The sequence below is a fragment of the Streptomyces sp. LS-MS-L19 genome (genome assembly GCF_058382285.1).
The window spans coordinates 490034-504635 of sequence record NZ_JBYCLL010000001.1; the positions used below are offsets into that span (position 1 = coordinate 490034).

Annotated in this window: 15 protein-coding genes; 10 read left to right on the forward strand and 5 right to left on the reverse strand. The window is 72.8% G+C overall.

The features are described from left to right. Positions 1-51: 51 nt before the first annotated feature. A complete protein-coding gene (locus tag AC2XR2_RS02130; RefSeq protein WP_449352289.1) occupies positions 52-774 on the reverse strand; it encodes a response regulator transcription factor in 723 nt (240 codons plus the stop codon). Between the two features lie 58 nt (positions 775-832). Then, positions 833-1501, reverse strand: coding sequence for a TetR/AcrR family transcriptional regulator (locus tag AC2XR2_RS02135; protein WP_381302369.1), 669 nt, complete (start codon positions 1499-1501; stop codon positions 833-835). Between the two features lie 237 nt (positions 1502-1738). On the opposite strand from AC2XR2_RS02135, the gene AC2XR2_RS02140 reads away from it, so the two are divergent. Further along, positions 1739-3223, forward strand: a complete 1485-nt coding sequence (locus AC2XR2_RS02140) for an MFS transporter (RefSeq protein ID WP_381302370.1) — start codon at positions 1739-1741, stop codon at positions 3221-3223. Positions 3224-3577: 354 nt separating this feature from the next. Next, complete coding sequence (locus tag AC2XR2_RS02145; protein WP_330269093.1) at positions 3578-4261, forward strand: response regulator transcription factor; 684 nt, start codon at positions 3578-3580, stop codon at positions 4259-4261. Between the two features lie 94 nt (positions 4262-4355). Here the strand turns inward: AC2XR2_RS02145 and AC2XR2_RS02150 are convergent, their stop codons facing one another. Further along, positions 4356-5045, reverse strand: coding sequence for a TetR/AcrR family transcriptional regulator (locus AC2XR2_RS02150; protein WP_381302372.1), 690 nt, complete (start codon positions 5043-5045; stop codon positions 4356-4358). 122 nt (positions 5046-5167) lie between these two features. On the opposite strand from AC2XR2_RS02150, the gene AC2XR2_RS02155 reads away from it, so the two are divergent. From AC2XR2_RS02155 to AC2XR2_RS02170, 4 genes are all read left to right on the forward strand, one after another. Then, positions 5168-5917 (forward strand): SDR family oxidoreductase, encoded by a 750-nt coding sequence (locus AC2XR2_RS02155; protein ID WP_391197055.1) that lies wholly within the window; start codon positions 5168-5170, stop codon positions 5915-5917. Between the two features lie 738 nt (positions 5918-6655). Continuing rightward, positions 6656-7636, forward strand: a complete 981-nt coding sequence (locus tag AC2XR2_RS02160; protein ID WP_491514067.1) for an ATP-dependent DNA ligase — start codon at positions 6656-6658, stop codon at positions 7634-7636. 129 nt (positions 7637-7765) lie between these two features. Further along, the gene (locus AC2XR2_RS02165; protein WP_381302375.1) at positions 7766-8545 is read left to right on the forward strand and encodes an NPP1 family protein; all 780 of its coding nucleotides are present in this window, start codon (positions 7766-7768) and stop codon (positions 8543-8545) included. Positions 8546-8698: 153 nt separating this feature from the next. Beyond that, positions 8699-9724 carry a questin oxidase family protein gene (locus AC2XR2_RS02170; RefSeq protein ID WP_491514068.1) on the forward strand — a complete coding sequence of 342 codons (1026 nt, stop codon included), beginning with the start codon at positions 8699-8701 and terminating at the stop codon, positions 9722-9724. On the opposite strand, the gene AC2XR2_RS02175 is transcribed toward AC2XR2_RS02170, so the two are convergent. Beyond that, on the reverse strand, positions 9721-10710 hold the full coding sequence (locus tag AC2XR2_RS02175; RefSeq protein WP_381302378.1) for an ArsR/SmtB family transcription factor: 990 nt from the start codon (positions 10708-10710) through the stop codon (positions 9721-9723). The two genes, AC2XR2_RS02170 and AC2XR2_RS02175, sit on opposite strands and share 4 nt — an antisense overlap. 112 nt (positions 10711-10822) lie before the next feature. Between AC2XR2_RS02175 and AC2XR2_RS02180 the strand changes: the two genes are divergently transcribed. The 4 genes from AC2XR2_RS02180 to hemC are packed head-to-tail and all read left to right on the forward strand — an operon-like array spanning position 10823 to position 13989. Beyond that, the gene (locus AC2XR2_RS02180) at positions 10823-12022 is read left to right on the forward strand and encodes an MFS transporter (protein WP_491514069.1); all 1200 of its coding nucleotides are present in this window, start codon (positions 10823-10825) and stop codon (positions 12020-12022) included. Positions 12023-12029: 7 nt separating this feature from the next. Next, on the forward strand, positions 12030-12548 hold the full coding sequence (locus tag AC2XR2_RS02185) for a hypothetical protein (RefSeq protein WP_491514070.1): 519 nt from the start codon (positions 12030-12032) through the stop codon (positions 12546-12548). After that, positions 12545-13012 carry a GNAT family N-acetyltransferase gene (locus AC2XR2_RS02190; protein ID WP_491514071.1) on the forward strand — a complete coding sequence of 156 codons (468 nt, stop codon included), beginning with the start codon at positions 12545-12547 and terminating at the stop codon, positions 13010-13012. The genes AC2XR2_RS02185 and AC2XR2_RS02190 overlap by 4 nt, the downstream gene beginning before the upstream one ends. A 41-nt stretch (positions 13013-13053) precedes the next feature. Further along, positions 13054-13989, forward strand: coding sequence for a hydroxymethylbilane synthase (hemC, locus tag AC2XR2_RS02195; protein WP_330269083.1), 936 nt, complete (start codon positions 13054-13056; stop codon positions 13987-13989). A gap of 30 nt (positions 13990-14019) precedes the next feature. Here the strand turns inward: hemC and AC2XR2_RS02200 are convergent, their stop codons facing one another. Continuing rightward, positions 14020-14535, reverse strand: coding sequence for a hypothetical protein (locus AC2XR2_RS02200; RefSeq protein ID WP_381302382.1), 516 nt, complete (start codon positions 14533-14535; stop codon positions 14020-14022). Between the last annotated feature and the right edge of the window lie 67 nt (positions 14536-14602).

A 14602-nucleotide genomic window follows, 5' to 3' on the forward strand; every position in this document is an offset into this window, starting at 1 on the left:
GCCGTGTTTGCAGGCCTGCCCTTAGGCCTCCGCCTGTCACGCCTCCGCCTGTCACGCCTCCCCGTCGACGCGCCCCAGCCAGTACCCGAAGCCGCGGCGGGTGTGGATCAGCCCGGGCGGGTCCTGGTCCACCTTGCGCCGCAGCCGGGACACGAGTTGCTCGATCGCGTTGTCGCCGCGGTGGTCTCCCCAGACGTACCGGCCGATCTGCTCCTTGGACAGCACGCGGTGGGCGTTGACCAGGAGGTGGCGCAGCAGCCGGTACTCGGCGGGGGTGAGGTCGAGCAGGCGGGTCCCGCGCCGGGCCTCGCACCGGGCGTCGTCCAGGACGAGGTCGTCATAGGCCAGTCCGTCTCCTCGGGCCGGACCGGCCCCGGTGCCGCGCAGCAGGATCTTCACTCTGGCCAGGAGGTCGGCCACCCGGAACGGCTTGGTGACGTAGTCCCGCTCCCCCAGGCCCAGTTCGGGCACGATCCGGTCCAGTGACGCGTAGTCGACCAGCAGGAGCACCGGTGGGCGGCGGGCCAACGTCGGCCGGACCCGGCCCAGTTCCGCCACGTCCGGCAGGGTGGCGTCGACGACCACGAGGTCGAAGCGTTCCCGGGCCAGCCGCGCCAGGCCGTCGACGGCAGCCGCGACGGCGACGATCCGGTAGCCCGCCAACTCCAGTGTGGTGGAGAGCACTTCGGCGACATCCGAGGTGCCCGCGACGATCAGGAGGCGCTGACCGGCACCGCGGGCGAGTGCCGGTCTCTCGCTGGAACTGCCATGCATGCGGGGACCGTTTCGTGGGGGACGGCGCTCCCCCACCCTAACCCTCTCCTTGCCTAACTCAAGTAACAGGTCCCTGCCGTCCGGTCGGGGTGACCGGGGCCGTCCACATGGCGACCACGACGTCACCGAGGCCGGTGGCCGCGTCGTGCCAGTTGGCGCGGGGGGTCGGGGTGTTCTCCGCGAGGGCCCGTTCGCGGTCGGCGGCCATGTGCACGATCAGATGGCGGGCCATCTCGCCGCGCTCGGCACGGACCTCGGCGGGCAGTTCGGGCAGACAGCGGTTCAGCCCCTCGACGATCTTCTGCAACGAAGGCGAGGTCATGGACTCCTCGACCATGATCTGCTGGAGCACCGGGTCGGTCATGACCTGTGCGCAGAACCGGGCGAACCAGGTGGGGCTGCCCAGCGCGGCCAGATGCTCGGGCACGGGCCGGACCAGGCAGTCCACCCAGTCGCGTACGTCGGTGGAGTCGCCGGCCTCGGCCAGCAGCCGGGCCCGGATCTCCTCGATGCGGACGTGGTGCTTGCGGGCGATCGCCCGGACCAGGTCGGCCTTGGTACCGAAGTGGTAGCCGACCGCGGCGTTGTTGCCCTGTCCCGCGGCCTCGCTGACCTGGCGGTTGGACACCGCGAGGACCCCGCGCTCGGCGAAGAGGCGCTCCGCGGCGGTCAGGATCAGCTCCCTGGTGGCGCTGACCTGTTCCTCGCGTACCGTCCTGCCCGCCATGCTCACCACCGCACCGGGACTTCGCTGAACCCTCCGACGGCCAGCCCCTCGAGCCGCCCGAGGTCCGCCGACGGCGCGGCGAGCTCCAGTGCCGGAAGCCTACGGTGTCCGACCCTCGCCGCATGATCAGGCCGACCGGGCCCGGTGGGCGCTCTCCGGGCCCAGTAAGCTAAGTCAAGCACCTGACTTAACTTTGGCCGAGTCCTCGGCCTGTTCCCCTGCCCTGGAGGCTCTTTCATGTCCGACGCTCCCGCCAGATCCGCCGACGCGGGTGCTGAGACCCCACCGCGGCCGGGCGCCGTGGTGGCCGTGCTGGCCTTCGCCGGAATCGTCGTCTCGCTGATGCAGACCCTGGTGATCCCGATCGTGCCGGAGCTGCCCAAGCTGCTCGACGCGCCGGCCTCGGACACCGCGTGGGCGGTCACGGCGACGCTGCTCGCCGCGGCCGTGGCCACCCCGGTCGTCGGCCGGCTCGGCGACATGTTCGGCAAGCGCCGGATGCTGCTGGTCAGCGGCGTGATGCTGGTCGTCGGTTCGGTGGTCTGCGGACTCAGCGACGCCCTGGTCCCGATGATCGTCGGCCGTGCCCTGCAGGGCCTGTCCTCCGGTGTCATCCCGCTCGGCATCAGCATCATGCGCGACGAACTGCCCGCCGAGCGCCTGGCCGGGGCCACCGCGCTGATGAGCGCCTCCCTGGGCGTCGGCGGCGCCCTGGGGCTGCCGACCGCGGCGCTGATCGCGGACAACTTCGACTGGCACGTCCTGTTCTGGGCGTCGGCCGCGATGGGCGCGATCGCCCTCGTCCTGGTCCTGGCCTTCGTGCCGGAGTCCCGGGTGCGCACCGGCGGCCGCTTCGACGCGGTCGGCGCGGTCGGCATGGCCGCGGGACTGGTCTCCCTGCTGCTGGCCATCTCCAAGGGCGCCGACTGGGGCTGGACCAGCGGCACCACGCTGGGCCTGTTCGCCGCAGCCGTGATCATCCTGCTGGCCTGGGGTTTCTTCGAGCTGCGCACCGCCCAGCCGCTGGTCGACCTGCGCACCACCGCCCGCCGGCAGGTGCTCTTCACCAACCTCGCCTCGATCGCGATCGGTTTCTCTATGTTCGCGATGTCGCTGGTCCTGCCGCAGCTGCTCCAGCTGCCCACCCAGACGGGCTACGGCCTCGGCAAGTCCCTGCTGACCGCCGGTCTCGTCATGGCCCCGTCCGGCCTGGTGATGATGGCCCTGGCCCCGGTCTCGGCTGCGGTCTCCAAGGCCAAGGGCCCCAAGGTGACACTGATGATCGGCGCGCTGATCGTGGCCGCGGGCTACGGACTCAACATCGTGCTGATGTCCGAGGTCTGGCACCTGGTCCTGATCTCCTGCGTGATCGGCGCTGGCATCGGGTTCACGTACGGCTCGATGCCCGCGCTCATCATGGGCGCCGTGCCCGCCTCGGAGACGGCGGCCGCGAACAGCCTCAACACGCTCATGCGGTCCATCGGTACGTCGACGGCGAGCGCCATCGCCGGTGTCGTCCTGGCGCAGATGACGATCGATCTCGGCGGCTACGCGCTGCCGTCCGAGAACGGCTTCAAGACCGTCATGGCGATCGGCGCGGGAGCCGCGCTCCTCGCCTTCGCCATCGCCTCGTTCATCCCCCGCCCGCACGCCGCGACCACGGCGGCCGCCCCCGCACCGGCCGCGGAGGAGACGTCGGCGGGCACGCCCTTCGGCCACTGAGTTCCTCCCCCTGATGGCCGCCGCCCGGCGGCCATCAGGCGTTTCCGGCACGTCCGGTCCCACCCAGAGGTCTTACGAAGGAGTCCTGCCCAGGAATGAGGCGACCCCGGCGCGTACTGCGTTCTCAGTAGCCGTGACTGCCGACGGAGAGACGACGACGAGTCGGCCGGGGTCAGGGAGACTGGAGCCGTTCCAGGACACGACCGGAGAGCCGATGAGCATGCCCCTGCGGCACCACGCCGACGATCATGTCCGTACGGCCGCGAGGGCGACTCCGGAACCGATCGCCGGACGAGGTGGGGCACCCCGGCTCCCCCTGAACCCCACCGCCCCGGAACGCCAGGAACGGACACCATGACCATCCGCGTGCTGCTCGCCGACGACCAGGCCCTGTTGCGGGCCACCTTCCGGATCCTCATCGACTCGTGCGACGACATGGAGGTGGTCGCCGAGGCCACCGACGGCGCCGCGGCGGTCGACCTCGCGCGCGTCCACCGCCCCGACGTGATCCTCATGGACATCCGGATGCCGGGGACCGACGGTCTCGCCGCCACCTCCGTGATCTGCGCGGATCCGGAGCTGTCGGACACCCGGGTGCTGATCCTGACCACCTTCGAGATCGACGAGTACGTCGCCCAGGCACTACGGGCCGGCGCGAGCGGCTTCCTGGGCAAGGACGTCACCGCCGAGGATCTCCTCGCCGGGATCCGGACCGTGGCGGCCGGCGACTCCCTGCTCTCCCCCGGGGCCACCCGCACCCTGATCACCCGCTTCCTCTCGGCCCCCGGCCTCGGCACCCGGCTCGCGGCCGCCGACGACCTGACCGGCCTCACCACCCGGGAACGCGAGGTGATGGCCTGGGTGGCCGAGGGGCACTCCAACGAGGAGATCGCGGAGAAACTCTTCGTCAGCCCCCTGACCGTCCGCACCCACGTCCACCGCGCGATGACCAAACTGGGCGCCCGCGACCGCGCCCAGCTCGTCGTGATGGCCTACCAGTCGGGTCTGGTGCAGGCGCTGCCGCCGGAGGAGCGCTGACCAGTGGTGCAGCGAGGCCGGGAGCGCTGACCAGTGGCGCACCGAGGCCGGGAGCACTGGCCTGGGGACCACCGCCGCCGGGACCGCTGCCGTCTCACTTCTCGGAGAGCTTGTCCAGCCACTGCTGGAGCAGGGCCGACTCCGCCGCGGTGAGCGTGGGCGGCAGATCGGCCCGGAGTCTCGCCGCGAGGGTGGCGGCCGCGACGGACACCTGACGCCCCTCGTCCCGTACGGCGGTGTCGGCGGGCCGGGTCACCGAGTCGAGCACCGCGTCGCGCAGCCGCTCCGCGAACTTCCCGTCGGTGTACTGCTCGGGCCGGGTCAGCATCGACAGGGCCGCGCCGACGTTCGCCGACATGATCATCCGGGTGGCCAGCGCGGGCGGCACCGTCAGCCGTCCCTCGGCCGCGCAGCGCTCGAGGATGCCGTGGAGCAGGTCGTGCGCCTCCTGGGCGGCGGCCGGAGGCACGGTCAGCTCGGGTGAGTACATCAGGCGGTAGTGGCTCGGGTGCTCCAGGGCGAAGCGCATGTGGTTGTCCCAGCCGTCCCTCAGGTCTTCCACTGGATCCTCACCCGGCCGCGCCGCGCGCTTGGACGCGAGGTAGCGCTCGAACCCCCGGTCGACCACGGCGGCCAGCAGACCGGCCTTGTCGCCGAAGAGCCGGTAGAGCATCGGCGCCCCCACCCCGGCCCGCTCGCACACGGCCCGCGTGGAGACATCGGCGGCCGACGCGCCGGCCAGCAGCTCGGTGGCCGCTTCCAGGATCTTTTCCCTCGCATCCATGCCCCCACCGTACGACATTCGTAGCGGCGATACGAGCGGGGGGTTACCGGCGCTACGATTCTGTGTTATCGTCGATACGAATTAGACGTAGCAGCGCTAACAGACCGCCAAAGGATGCAGCCATGACCACTCAGCCCGGGACGGAACAGCGCGTAGCGATCGTGACCGGCGGATCGCGCGGCATCGGACGGCAGATCGCCGAGCGGCTGGCCGCCGACGGATTCGCGGTCGTCGTCGGCTATGCGGGCAACAAGGACGCGGCCGACGAGGCCGTGCGCAGTATCGAGGAGAGGGGCGGCACCGCGTACGCCGCCCGCGCGGACGTCGCCGACGAGACCGAGGTCGCCGCCCTGTTCGACCTCGCGGAGGCGACCTACGGCGGTGTCGACGCGGTGGTCCACTCCGCGGGCCGGATGCCCCTGTCCCCGATCGCGGACCTCGACCTCACCGAACTCGACGCGCTGTACCGCACCAACATCCGCGGCACCTTCGTCGTCGACCAGCAGGCCGCGCGCCGGCTGCGTCCGGGCGGGGCGCTCGTCAACCTCTCCAGCTCCGTCGTCGGCCTGGCCTTCCCCGGCTACGGCGCCTACGCGGCCAGCAAGGGCGCGGTCGAGGCCGTGACCCTGATCCTCGCCCGCGAGCTCCGCGGCCGGGACGTCACCGTCAACGCCGTGGCCCCCGGCCCGACCGCGACCGACCTCTTCCTCGACGGCAAGGACGAGGAGACCGTCGCCCGCCTCGCGGCCCAGCCCCCGCTGGAGCGGCTGGGCACCCCCCAGGACATCGCCAACGTGGTGTCGTTCCTGGTCAGCCCGGCCGGCCACTGGGTCAACGGGCAGGTCCTGCGGGCGAACGGAGGCATCATCTGACCGGGCCGCCGACGCATACGGCGACCACGTCACCCTCTGGGGGCGGCCGTCTGCCGCAGGACGGGCGTCGGCCGCGGGGCTGGCCGTCTGCCGCGGGGCCGCCCGTCGGCCGCGGGGCCGCCCGTCGGCCGCGGGGCCGGTTGTCTGCCGCGGGGTCGCCCGGCTGCCGCGGGGTCGCCCGTCTGCCGTGGGGCCGGTTGTCTGCCGCACGGGGGCGACGGAGGGCGGGGGCAGCCCTCCCGCAGCGGCTGCGAGATCGGACGGCACCTCCATCGACCTGCACCAGGAGGCCCGTGGCCCGCCGGGACACTCGCCTACGCCAGCCGCCGCGTGACGCGTCCCCCTGCGACCGGCACCGCCCACCCTTCCCAGGACCGCCGCCGCCCACCTTGCCCGCCGCTGCCGCCGCCCACCTTCCCCACGACCACCCCCGCACACCGCTCCCGCCTAGCCCCGCGTGACGGTCCCGTGTGTACCGCCGAGACGGTCCCCCCACCAACCACCGCGTGTCGATCCCCCTCCACCGCGGCAGCACGACCCCGACCACCGCGGCGTCACCCCCACCACCGTGACATCGCGACCCCCACCACCGTGACGTCACGACCCCCGACCACCCCCACCCCCCGACTCCCAAGCCCTGGCCCGCGCCCGCGCCCGGCACCCGGCACCCGGCACCCGTTCAGGCGAACCCCGCACCCGAAGCGCGTGGCGGCCGGCGCCCGTGTCGACAACTCACCCGTGACCCTCCCGTTGATCCCGCCCATGCTGGCCACGCCCGGCACCCTGCCGCCCGCCGCACAGGACGCCCGGTGGGCCTACGAGACCAAACAGGACGGTCAGCGGGTCGTGGTCTATCTCGCCGGGGACGGCAGCGCGGTGCTGCGCGCCCGGTCCGGGGAGGAAATCACCGGCGCCTACCCCGAACTCACGCCGCTGGGCAGCGCGCTCGGGCGCACCGCGGCCGTGCTCGACGGGGAGATCCTGGCGCTGGACGAACACGGGCGTGCAGACTTCCAGTTGCTGCAACAGCGCATGGGGCTCGCCCACGCTCCCGGCAGAGCCGCACGCCGGGCGGCCGAAGCGCCCGTGCATCTCGTGCTGTTCGACCTGATGCACCTCGGGCGCCGCTCCCTCCTCGCCTTGCCCTATGTGCAGCGGCGGGCACGGCTGGAGGAGCTGGAGCTCACCGGACCTCGCTGGTCGACGCCCGTCGCCCTCGTCGGCCACGGTGAACAGGCCCTGCGCGCCACGCGTGAGCACGGCCTGGAGGGCCTGGTCTGCAAGCGGTTGGACTCGGTGTACGAACCCGGGGTGCGCTCCCGCGCCTGGGTCAAGATCCGCAACATGCGCAGCGAGGACGTCGTGGTGGGCGGCTGGCTGCCGGGCAAGGGGCGGCTCACCGGCCTGCCGGGCGCGGTGCTGGTGGGTCAGCGGGCAGGAGGGCGGCTGCGGTTCGTGGGCAGCGTGGGCACCGGCTGGAGCGAGGCGGAGCGGAGCGAACTCGCCGCGCTGCTGGCGGCCGCGGCGACCGACGTGTGCCCGTTCGACCCCGTGCCGCCCGCTCCGGGCGCCCACTGGGTGCTGCCCCGGCTGGTCGGCGAGGTCCGCTACAGCACCCGTACCAGGGCCGGGCTGCTGCGTCAGCCCTCCTGGCTGCGCCTGCGTCCCGATCTCGCCCCGGAGGACTCCGCCGCCGACCTCCCGGAGCCCCCTCCATGATCCGAGTATTGGGCGGGCCGTAACCGGAGCGACGCCTTCTACCTCTTGGCGCGGACATGAAAAGCCGGGAAGCTGAACTCCCCAGTAACCCACAGCCGTTGGGCTGCGCCCGGACACGAGGAGGACGCAGTGTCGTCACCGTCGTTGAAGAAGCACCGCACGAGATGGCTCACCGGCCTGGCCGGCGCCGCCGCGCTCGTGGTGGCGTTCCCCTCAGCCGCGTTCGCCGCCCCGCCGCAGGCGCTGCCCGCCAACGCCGAGAGCGCCGAGTACACCTACCAGCCGGCCTTCGACTACGACACGGACGGCTGCTACTCCTCTCCCGCGATCGGCCCCGACGGCACCATCAACGGCGGCCTCAACCCCACGGGTTCACTCAGCGGCGACTGCCACGACCTCTCGGACCTGAACAACACCAACACGTACTCGCGCTACAAGTGCAACAACGGCTGGTGCGCCTACATGTACGGCCTGTACTTCGAGAAGGACCAGGCCCTCGCCAACAGCAGCATCGGCGGGCACCGGCACGACTGGGAGCACGTCGTGATCTGGGTGCAGAACGGCGCGGTCCAGTACGTGTCGACGTCCAACCACGGCTCGTTCACGGTGACCGCGGCCTCCGGCGTCCGTTTCGACGGCACGCACGCGAAGATCGTCTACCACAAGGACGGCATCAGCACGCACTGCTTCCGGCTGGCCAACTCGAACGACGAGCCGCCGGAGAACGCCAAGGGCACCTGGCAGTACCCGCCGCTGGTCGGCTGGAACGGCTACCCGTCGACGGCCCTCCGCGACAAGCTGAGCGCCTACGACTTCGGCAGCGCCAACTTCGGTCTCAAGGACGCCAACTTCGCCGCCCACCTGACGTCGGCGAAGCCGTCGGGGATCTCCTTCGACCCCAACGCCTGACCCCCGCAACGCCCTTCAGGCGCTCGCGGACACCTTCGGGTGCCTTCGGGCGCCTTGGGGTGCCGTCGGGCGCGGGACCTAGGACTCCCGGCGCCGCCGCTTTCCGTCCCGCGCCCGATCCCCGCCGATCTCCCCCGGCATAGCGTCCCGTTCATGGACACGACCGAGATGAGCGACACCAGCGGACACCTGGACGAGGCCCTGGAACGCGTCCACGCGTCCGGCCCGGAGCGGGAGGGCTGGCTGTCCAACCACGCACCCATGGTCGTCGAGGCGCTCGCCGCGCACGGACAGGCCGGTTCGGTGCACCGGTGGCTGGACCTGTACCGGGACAGGCTGGAGGACTTCCCCGACCGCACGGCCCCCGTCACGGACGACAACTGGCGTGCGGCGCTGGGTGATCCGCGTCGGATAGCGGACTGGACCGACCATTTCTCCCGCACGCTCGCCGAACGCCCCTGGAAGGACGTCCTCGCCGAGTGGTGGCCGCGCCTGCTGCCCGGCCTGTACGGCGGTGCCACGCACACCGTCATCCGGGTCGGCCACGCCGTGCGCGCGCTGGCCGCCGAGGAGAACGCGCCCCGGCGCACCGAACTCGCCCACGCGCTGGGTTACTGGGCCGCGCGGCACCAGCCCGTGACCGGCCTCGTGGCACTGCCGGGTGCGGCGACCGCCGGGCAGGCCCTGGACGCCGTACCGGCGATCGAGCCGGGGCACGTGGGGTTCCGGGACCGTCTGGCCGCCGTGCGCCGGCTGCCCGTGTGGGCGGACGACGTCACCGACCCGGACACAGCCAAGGAGCGGCTCACCGAACTCGTCCGGGCCGCGACCCACCGCTACGCCACCCACGGCCACGGTGAGCCGACGATGCTCGTCCACGCGGCGACGGCCCCCAACGCCGTGCTGCGGACCCTGGATTCGCTCCCCCGGGACCAGTGGGCCCCCAGTCTCCACGCGGCCTGGACGGCTTCGGCGGCGGTCACGGCGATGTACGCGCCGGCGGCGCCGGTCCACTACACCCCGCCGGGGCGGCTCACGCCCGAGGAGGTCGTGGAACGGGCCCTCGCCCACGGCGACGAACACGTCATCAAGCTCACCGACACCGCCGTGGACATCGGTGACGAGCAGGCCCTCGCGGCCGCCCTGCGCTCGGTCGAGATGAGCCAGCCGCTGGCCTAGGCGCCTGCCACCAACGCGTCGCCCAAGGGCGTCCGCCCGTACAGCACCTGGAGGCCCTGCCGCCGCGAGCCGAGCAGGCCCGCCTCGCGCAGCACCGACAGATGGGCGGAGACGGTCGACGGGGCGAGACCGTGGCGACGGGCCAGGTCGGTGGTCGAGGCCGGGTCGGTCAGCCCGGCCAGGAGGGCGGCGCGCCCGCGCCCCAGGAGCCGGGCGAGTGCCTCCGGCGGGCGCGGTACGTCGGCGGAGTGCAGGGCGCGCATGCCGCGGGCGGGGTAGATGACCGTCGGCTGCCAGGGCCGGGCGAAGCCGCTCACCACGTCGGGCCAGACGAACACACTCGGCATGAGCAACACGCCCCGTCCGTCGGCCAGTTGGGCGTCCGTCATGTCACCGCGCACCGGGAGGGTGAGCATGCCGTCGGCCCAGTCGACGTCCGGGTGCAGATCGGCGAACAGGGCGTCGAGGCCGGCGTCCGCCACCTGCCGGGAGCGATGGGCGATGTCGGCCTCCAGCACGGCCCGATGGCGCGCCCAGTCCGGGGCGAGCAGCGCCTGCCAGGCCTGCTCGGTGAGATCGGCGAGGCGCCGTACGGTCCCGGCCGGGTCGTCGAGGGCGGCCCGGCCCCGCGGCGACCCGGCGAGGCCCGGGGTGCAGGCGAGCGAGCGGGCCATCTCCTCGTGGGCGAGGGCGGGGTCGGTGGCGCGCACCCGGGCCAGCTCGTCCTCGAAGCGGGGATACGGCTCCTCGGGCGGCGGCCCCAGGAAGTCCGGGGTGTAGCCGCCGACCGGTGGGATGAACAGCCACAGCGGCGACAGGTCGAGCCCCGCCACCGCGGGTGCCGCGCGGCGCAGCCAGGCCCGGTGGTAGCCGTGCCGGGCGGACCGGCGCAGCATGCGCAGCGCCTCGTGGGTCTGGCACAGCGGTGAGACCGCGAACCGGCACCGTCTGAGATCGTCCGTTCCGAGACGCAGGGTCAGCGCCACCACAGCCTCCCCGGCGGTCGTGAGTGATTCGTCCTGGACCGAAAGAGTAGGACCGAGCCGTCCCGCGCAGCACGCTGGCCGTCCCTCTTCCCCTCCCCCGGAAGGCACTTGGATGGGCAGCGTACGTCCGGTCCCCTGGCGCAGGGCCGCCGTCGTCGCGGCACTCATGCTGGCCGCGTTCACCTTCAACACCACCGAGAACCTGCCGGTGGGCCTGCTGTCCCTGATGGCGGACGACCTGCGGGTCTCGCTCACGGCGGTGGGCGCGCTGGTCACCGGCTACGGCCTGGCGGTGGCCGTGGGGTCGCTGCCGCTGGCCCATGTCACCCGGTCGGTGCCGCGCCGGTACCTGATGTCCGGCCTCCTCGCGGTGCTCGCGCTGGCCAGCTGGCTGTCCGCGCTCACCGCCCTGTCGTACGGTCTGCTGCTGGCCGCCCGGGTGGCGACCGCGCTGGCACAGGCGCTGTTCTGGGCGGTGATGGGGCCGGTCGCGGTCGGGCTGTTCCCTCCCGAGCGGCGGGGCCGGATCATCGGACTGCTCTCGGTCGGCGGTTCGCTGGCCACGGTGGCCGGGGTGCCGGCCGGGACCTGGCTGGGCGGGCACAGCGGCTGGCGGGTGCCGTTCGCGGTGCTCGGTGCGCTCGCCGTCGTCTCGCTGGTCACGGTGGCCGTGCTGCTGCCGACCTCACGTCCGCGGGAGAGCCACGCGGCCTACGGCGCCGCCCCGGACCGGCGCCGGTTCGCGGTCGTGCTCACCACCACCGCCCTCTCGGTGACGGGGGCGTTCACCGGGTTCACCTACCTCGTCGCCTTCCTGGACGAGGTGAGCGGGTTCGGACGGGACGCGGTGAGCGCCGTGCTCCTGGCGTTCGGGGCGGCGGGGCTGGCCGGGGTCGCGGCGGTGGGTCCGCTGCTGGACCGGTATCCGCGGGCCACGCTGGTGATCCCGGTGTCGGGCCAGGTCGTGGCCCTGGTCGGGCTGTACGCGGCCGGGAGCAGCCAGGTGGCGACCGTGGTGCTGCTGATGCTGCTGGGCGCCTCGGTGGCACCCGCGTTCATGGCGACGCAGAGCCAGGTGCTGCTGGTCGCGCCGGGGCGCACCGAGACGGCTCTCGCGGCCAACTCGGCGGCCTTCAACGTGGGGGTGGCCGCGGGCGCGCTGCTCGGCGGGGTGCTGCTGCCGCTGACCGGGACCCGCGGCACGTTCCTGGCAGGGGGGTTGCTCACCGCGGTGGCGCTGCTGGTGCTGTCCTGGCCGGCGACCGTCGTCACGCGAGCGACGGTGGACGCGCCCGAGCAGGGCGTCCGATGATGGCCGAATGGATCTTCACGAGGAACTGCCCGCGGCCGTCGACGCGGAGGCCCTGCTCGACCTGGCCGACTCCCATCACGCCCGTCGCGTCCGGCCCTTGGGCACCAGGGAGGCCGCGGATCACCTGGTGAAGGTGTACGCGGTGGAGGCGCCCGGGCGCACGGTCGCCGAGCGGGACACCGAGGCCGCGCTGCGCATCGCCGCGGGCCATCTCCGGCTCGGCCCGCTGCGGGGCTCGCTGGGACTCGCCGTGCTGCTCGTGCACGCGGGCGGGGACGGCGACTACGTGCTGGTCCACACCTGGATCGAGGGCGACATGGCGGACCTGGCGGTCTTCACCGGGCCCGCCGGCGAGCCGGACGCGCTGCGGCCCGGCCGGGCGGGACTCTCGCCCTGCGTCTGGGAGGCGGCCGTACTCGCGCACGAACGGGACGCGTACGCCCGGCGCGTCCTGGACGGGGCCGGGCCGCTCGCCGACCGTCTCACCGCCTGGGCCGAGGACACCCTCACGGATGAGGTCCGATGAACGGGACTCCCCGCGTCCGGCACGCCCACCGCGCCGACCTTCCCCGGGTCGCCGAACTCGCCGCCCGGCACGCGGAGTACGAACAGGCGACACCACCCCCGGACGACCTGCCCGCCAGACTGGCCGGCCTGCTCTTCGACACCCCCGCGCCGCGCCTGCGCTGTCTGGTCGCCGAACTCCCGGACGGCGAACTCGTCGGCTACGCCACCTGCGCGCCCGAACTCTCCACCTGGGAGGGCCGCGAATACCTGCACATGGACTGCCTGTTCCTGCTGCCCGGACACCGGGGTCTCGGACTGGGGGTACTGCTGATGGACGCCGTCGCCGCCGAGGCCCGGGCGCTCGGGCTCGGCGAGGTGCAGTGGCAGACGCCGACGTGGAACGACGGGGCGGTCCGGTTCTACGACCGGTTGGGCGCCCGAGCCAAGCAGAAGTGGCGCTACTCCCTACCCATTACTCCCTGAGCGTCAAACACCGGACCTCCGCAGGGTCTATCGTGTCCCGCATGTCCCTCCCGGAACTGATCCGCATCGTCTCCCGTGACTCGCCGATGGCGCTGGCTCAAGTGGAGCGTGTCAGAAGCGAGTTGACCGCCCTGTATCCCGGTGTGCGCACCGAGGTCGTGCCGGTGAAGACGACCGGTGACAAGTGGATGGGCGACCTGTCGAAGGTCGAGGGCAAGGGCGCGTTCACCAAGGAGGTCGACGCCGCGCTGCTGGCCGGCGAGGCGGATCTCGCGGTGCACTGCGTGAAGGACGTGCCCGCCGACCGGCCGCTCCCGGCGGGCACCGTGTTCGCCGCCTTCCTGAAGCGGGACGACGTCCGGGACGCCCTGATCCACCCGGGCGGGCTCACCCTGGACGAGCTTCCGGAGGGGACCCGGATCGGGACCTCCTCGGTGCGCCGCGTGGCCCAGCTGGCCGCCACCCATCCGCATCTGGAGTGCGTGCCCTTCCGCGGCAACGCCAACCGGCGGCTCGCGAAGCTGGCGGCGGGTGAGGCGGACGCGCTGCTGCTGGCGGTCGCCGGGCTCGAGCGCATCGGCCGCCAGGACGTGATCACCGAGATCCTCTCGCCGGAGACGATGATGCCGCCGATCGGCGCGGGCATCCTCGCGCTCCAGTGCCGTGAGGGCGACACCGAGCTGATCGACGCGGTCAGCGCGCTGGGCGACCCGGACACGTTCCGGGAGGCCACCGCCGAGCGCATGTTCCTGCACGTGCTGCAAGGACACTGCAACAGCCCGATCGCCGGCTACGCGCGCGTGGACCACGGCGGCGAACTCTCCCTGCGGGCCTGTGTCTTCACGCCGGACGGCAAGACGCGGCTGAACGCCCACGAGTGGGCGGGCCGGCTGGATCCGGCCACGCTGGGCACCTCGGTCGCCGTGGCCCTGCTGCGTCAGGGCGCCCGCGAGATCATCGACGGCATCCCGCACTAGCTCCGCCGCACGAAAACCGAGAACGGCGGCTCAGGCCGTGCCCTCTTCGGCCTGGTCCCGCAGGAAGTTGCTGACCTGGCAGGCCAGGCCCTCGCGGCCCGCCCCCGCGTGCGCGGTCCGCTCGTCGAGTCCGATGCCGCCGGCCCACAGCCGGCGGTCGGCCCACTCGTCGTCGACCCGCAGCTGGATCTGCACGTCGATCTGGCTCAGGCTCGTCTCCGGGCCCGCCGCGAACAGCACGGCGGTGGCGCGGCGCAGCGGGTAGACGTCGAAGCCCTCGATGAACTGCGAGTTGCGCCAGTCGATGAAGGCGCTCTCCCCGTCGGGACCGATCCGGACGTCGATCTGGCCGTCCTCCAGGTGGACCGTCGGGTGCTTCTCCCCGCGGTTCTCCACGGTCACGCGGACGCTGAAGTAGGTGAGCCCTTCGGCGGCGTCGTCGCGTCCCCGCGGCGGCTCGGCCGCCTCCAGACGGTGGACGCGGACACGCAGACCGGCATGCTCGTCGTACTCCTGCCAGTCCCCGACCACGTTCGGCTCGTACACAGTGCACCTCTTCGACCTCAGAGAGCTGCTTCCTATCTGTGTGCTCAATGCACTGTCAAATGAGCAG

Excerpts from the sequence above, each read along its gene's own strand:
- AC2XR2_RS02130 (WP_449352289.1), bottom strand. The coding sequence starts at position 774 with ATGCATGGCAGTTCCAGCGAGAGACCGGCACTCGCCCGCGGTGCCGGT.
- AC2XR2_RS02140 (WP_381302370.1), top strand. The coding sequence starts at position 1,739 with ATGTCCGACGCTCCCGCCAGATCCGCCGACGCGGGTGCTGAGACCCCA.
- AC2XR2_RS02150 (WP_381302372.1), bottom strand. The coding sequence starts at position 5,045 with ATGGATGCGAGGGAAAAGATCCTGGAAGCGGCCACCGAGCTGCTGGCC.
- AC2XR2_RS02155 (WP_391197055.1), top strand. The coding sequence starts at position 5,168 with ATGACCACTCAGCCCGGGACGGAACAGCGCGTAGCGATCGTGACCGGC.
- AC2XR2_RS02185 (WP_491514070.1), top strand. The coding sequence starts at position 12,030 with ATGGATCTTCACGAGGAACTGCCCGCGGCCGTCGACGCGGAGGCCCTG.
- AC2XR2_RS02135 (WP_381302369.1), bottom strand. The coding sequence starts at position 1,501 with ATGGCGGGCAGGACGGTACGCGAGGAACAGGTCAGCGCCACCAGGGAG.
- AC2XR2_RS02170 (WP_491514068.1), top strand. The coding sequence starts at position 8,699 with ATGGACACGACCGAGATGAGCGACACCAGCGGACACCTGGACGAGGCC.
- AC2XR2_RS02145 (WP_330269093.1), top strand. The coding sequence starts at position 3,578 with ATGACCATCCGCGTGCTGCTCGCCGACGACCAGGCCCTGTTGCGGGCC.
- AC2XR2_RS02180 (WP_491514069.1), top strand. The coding sequence starts at position 10,823 with ATGGGCAGCGTACGTCCGGTCCCCTGGCGCAGGGCCGCCGTCGTCGCG.
- hemC (WP_330269083.1), top strand. The coding sequence starts at position 13,054 with ATGTCCCTCCCGGAACTGATCCGCATCGTCTCCCGTGACTCGCCGATG.
- AC2XR2_RS02190 (WP_491514071.1), top strand. The coding sequence starts at position 12,545 with ATGAACGGGACTCCCCGCGTCCGGCACGCCCACCGCGCCGACCTTCCC.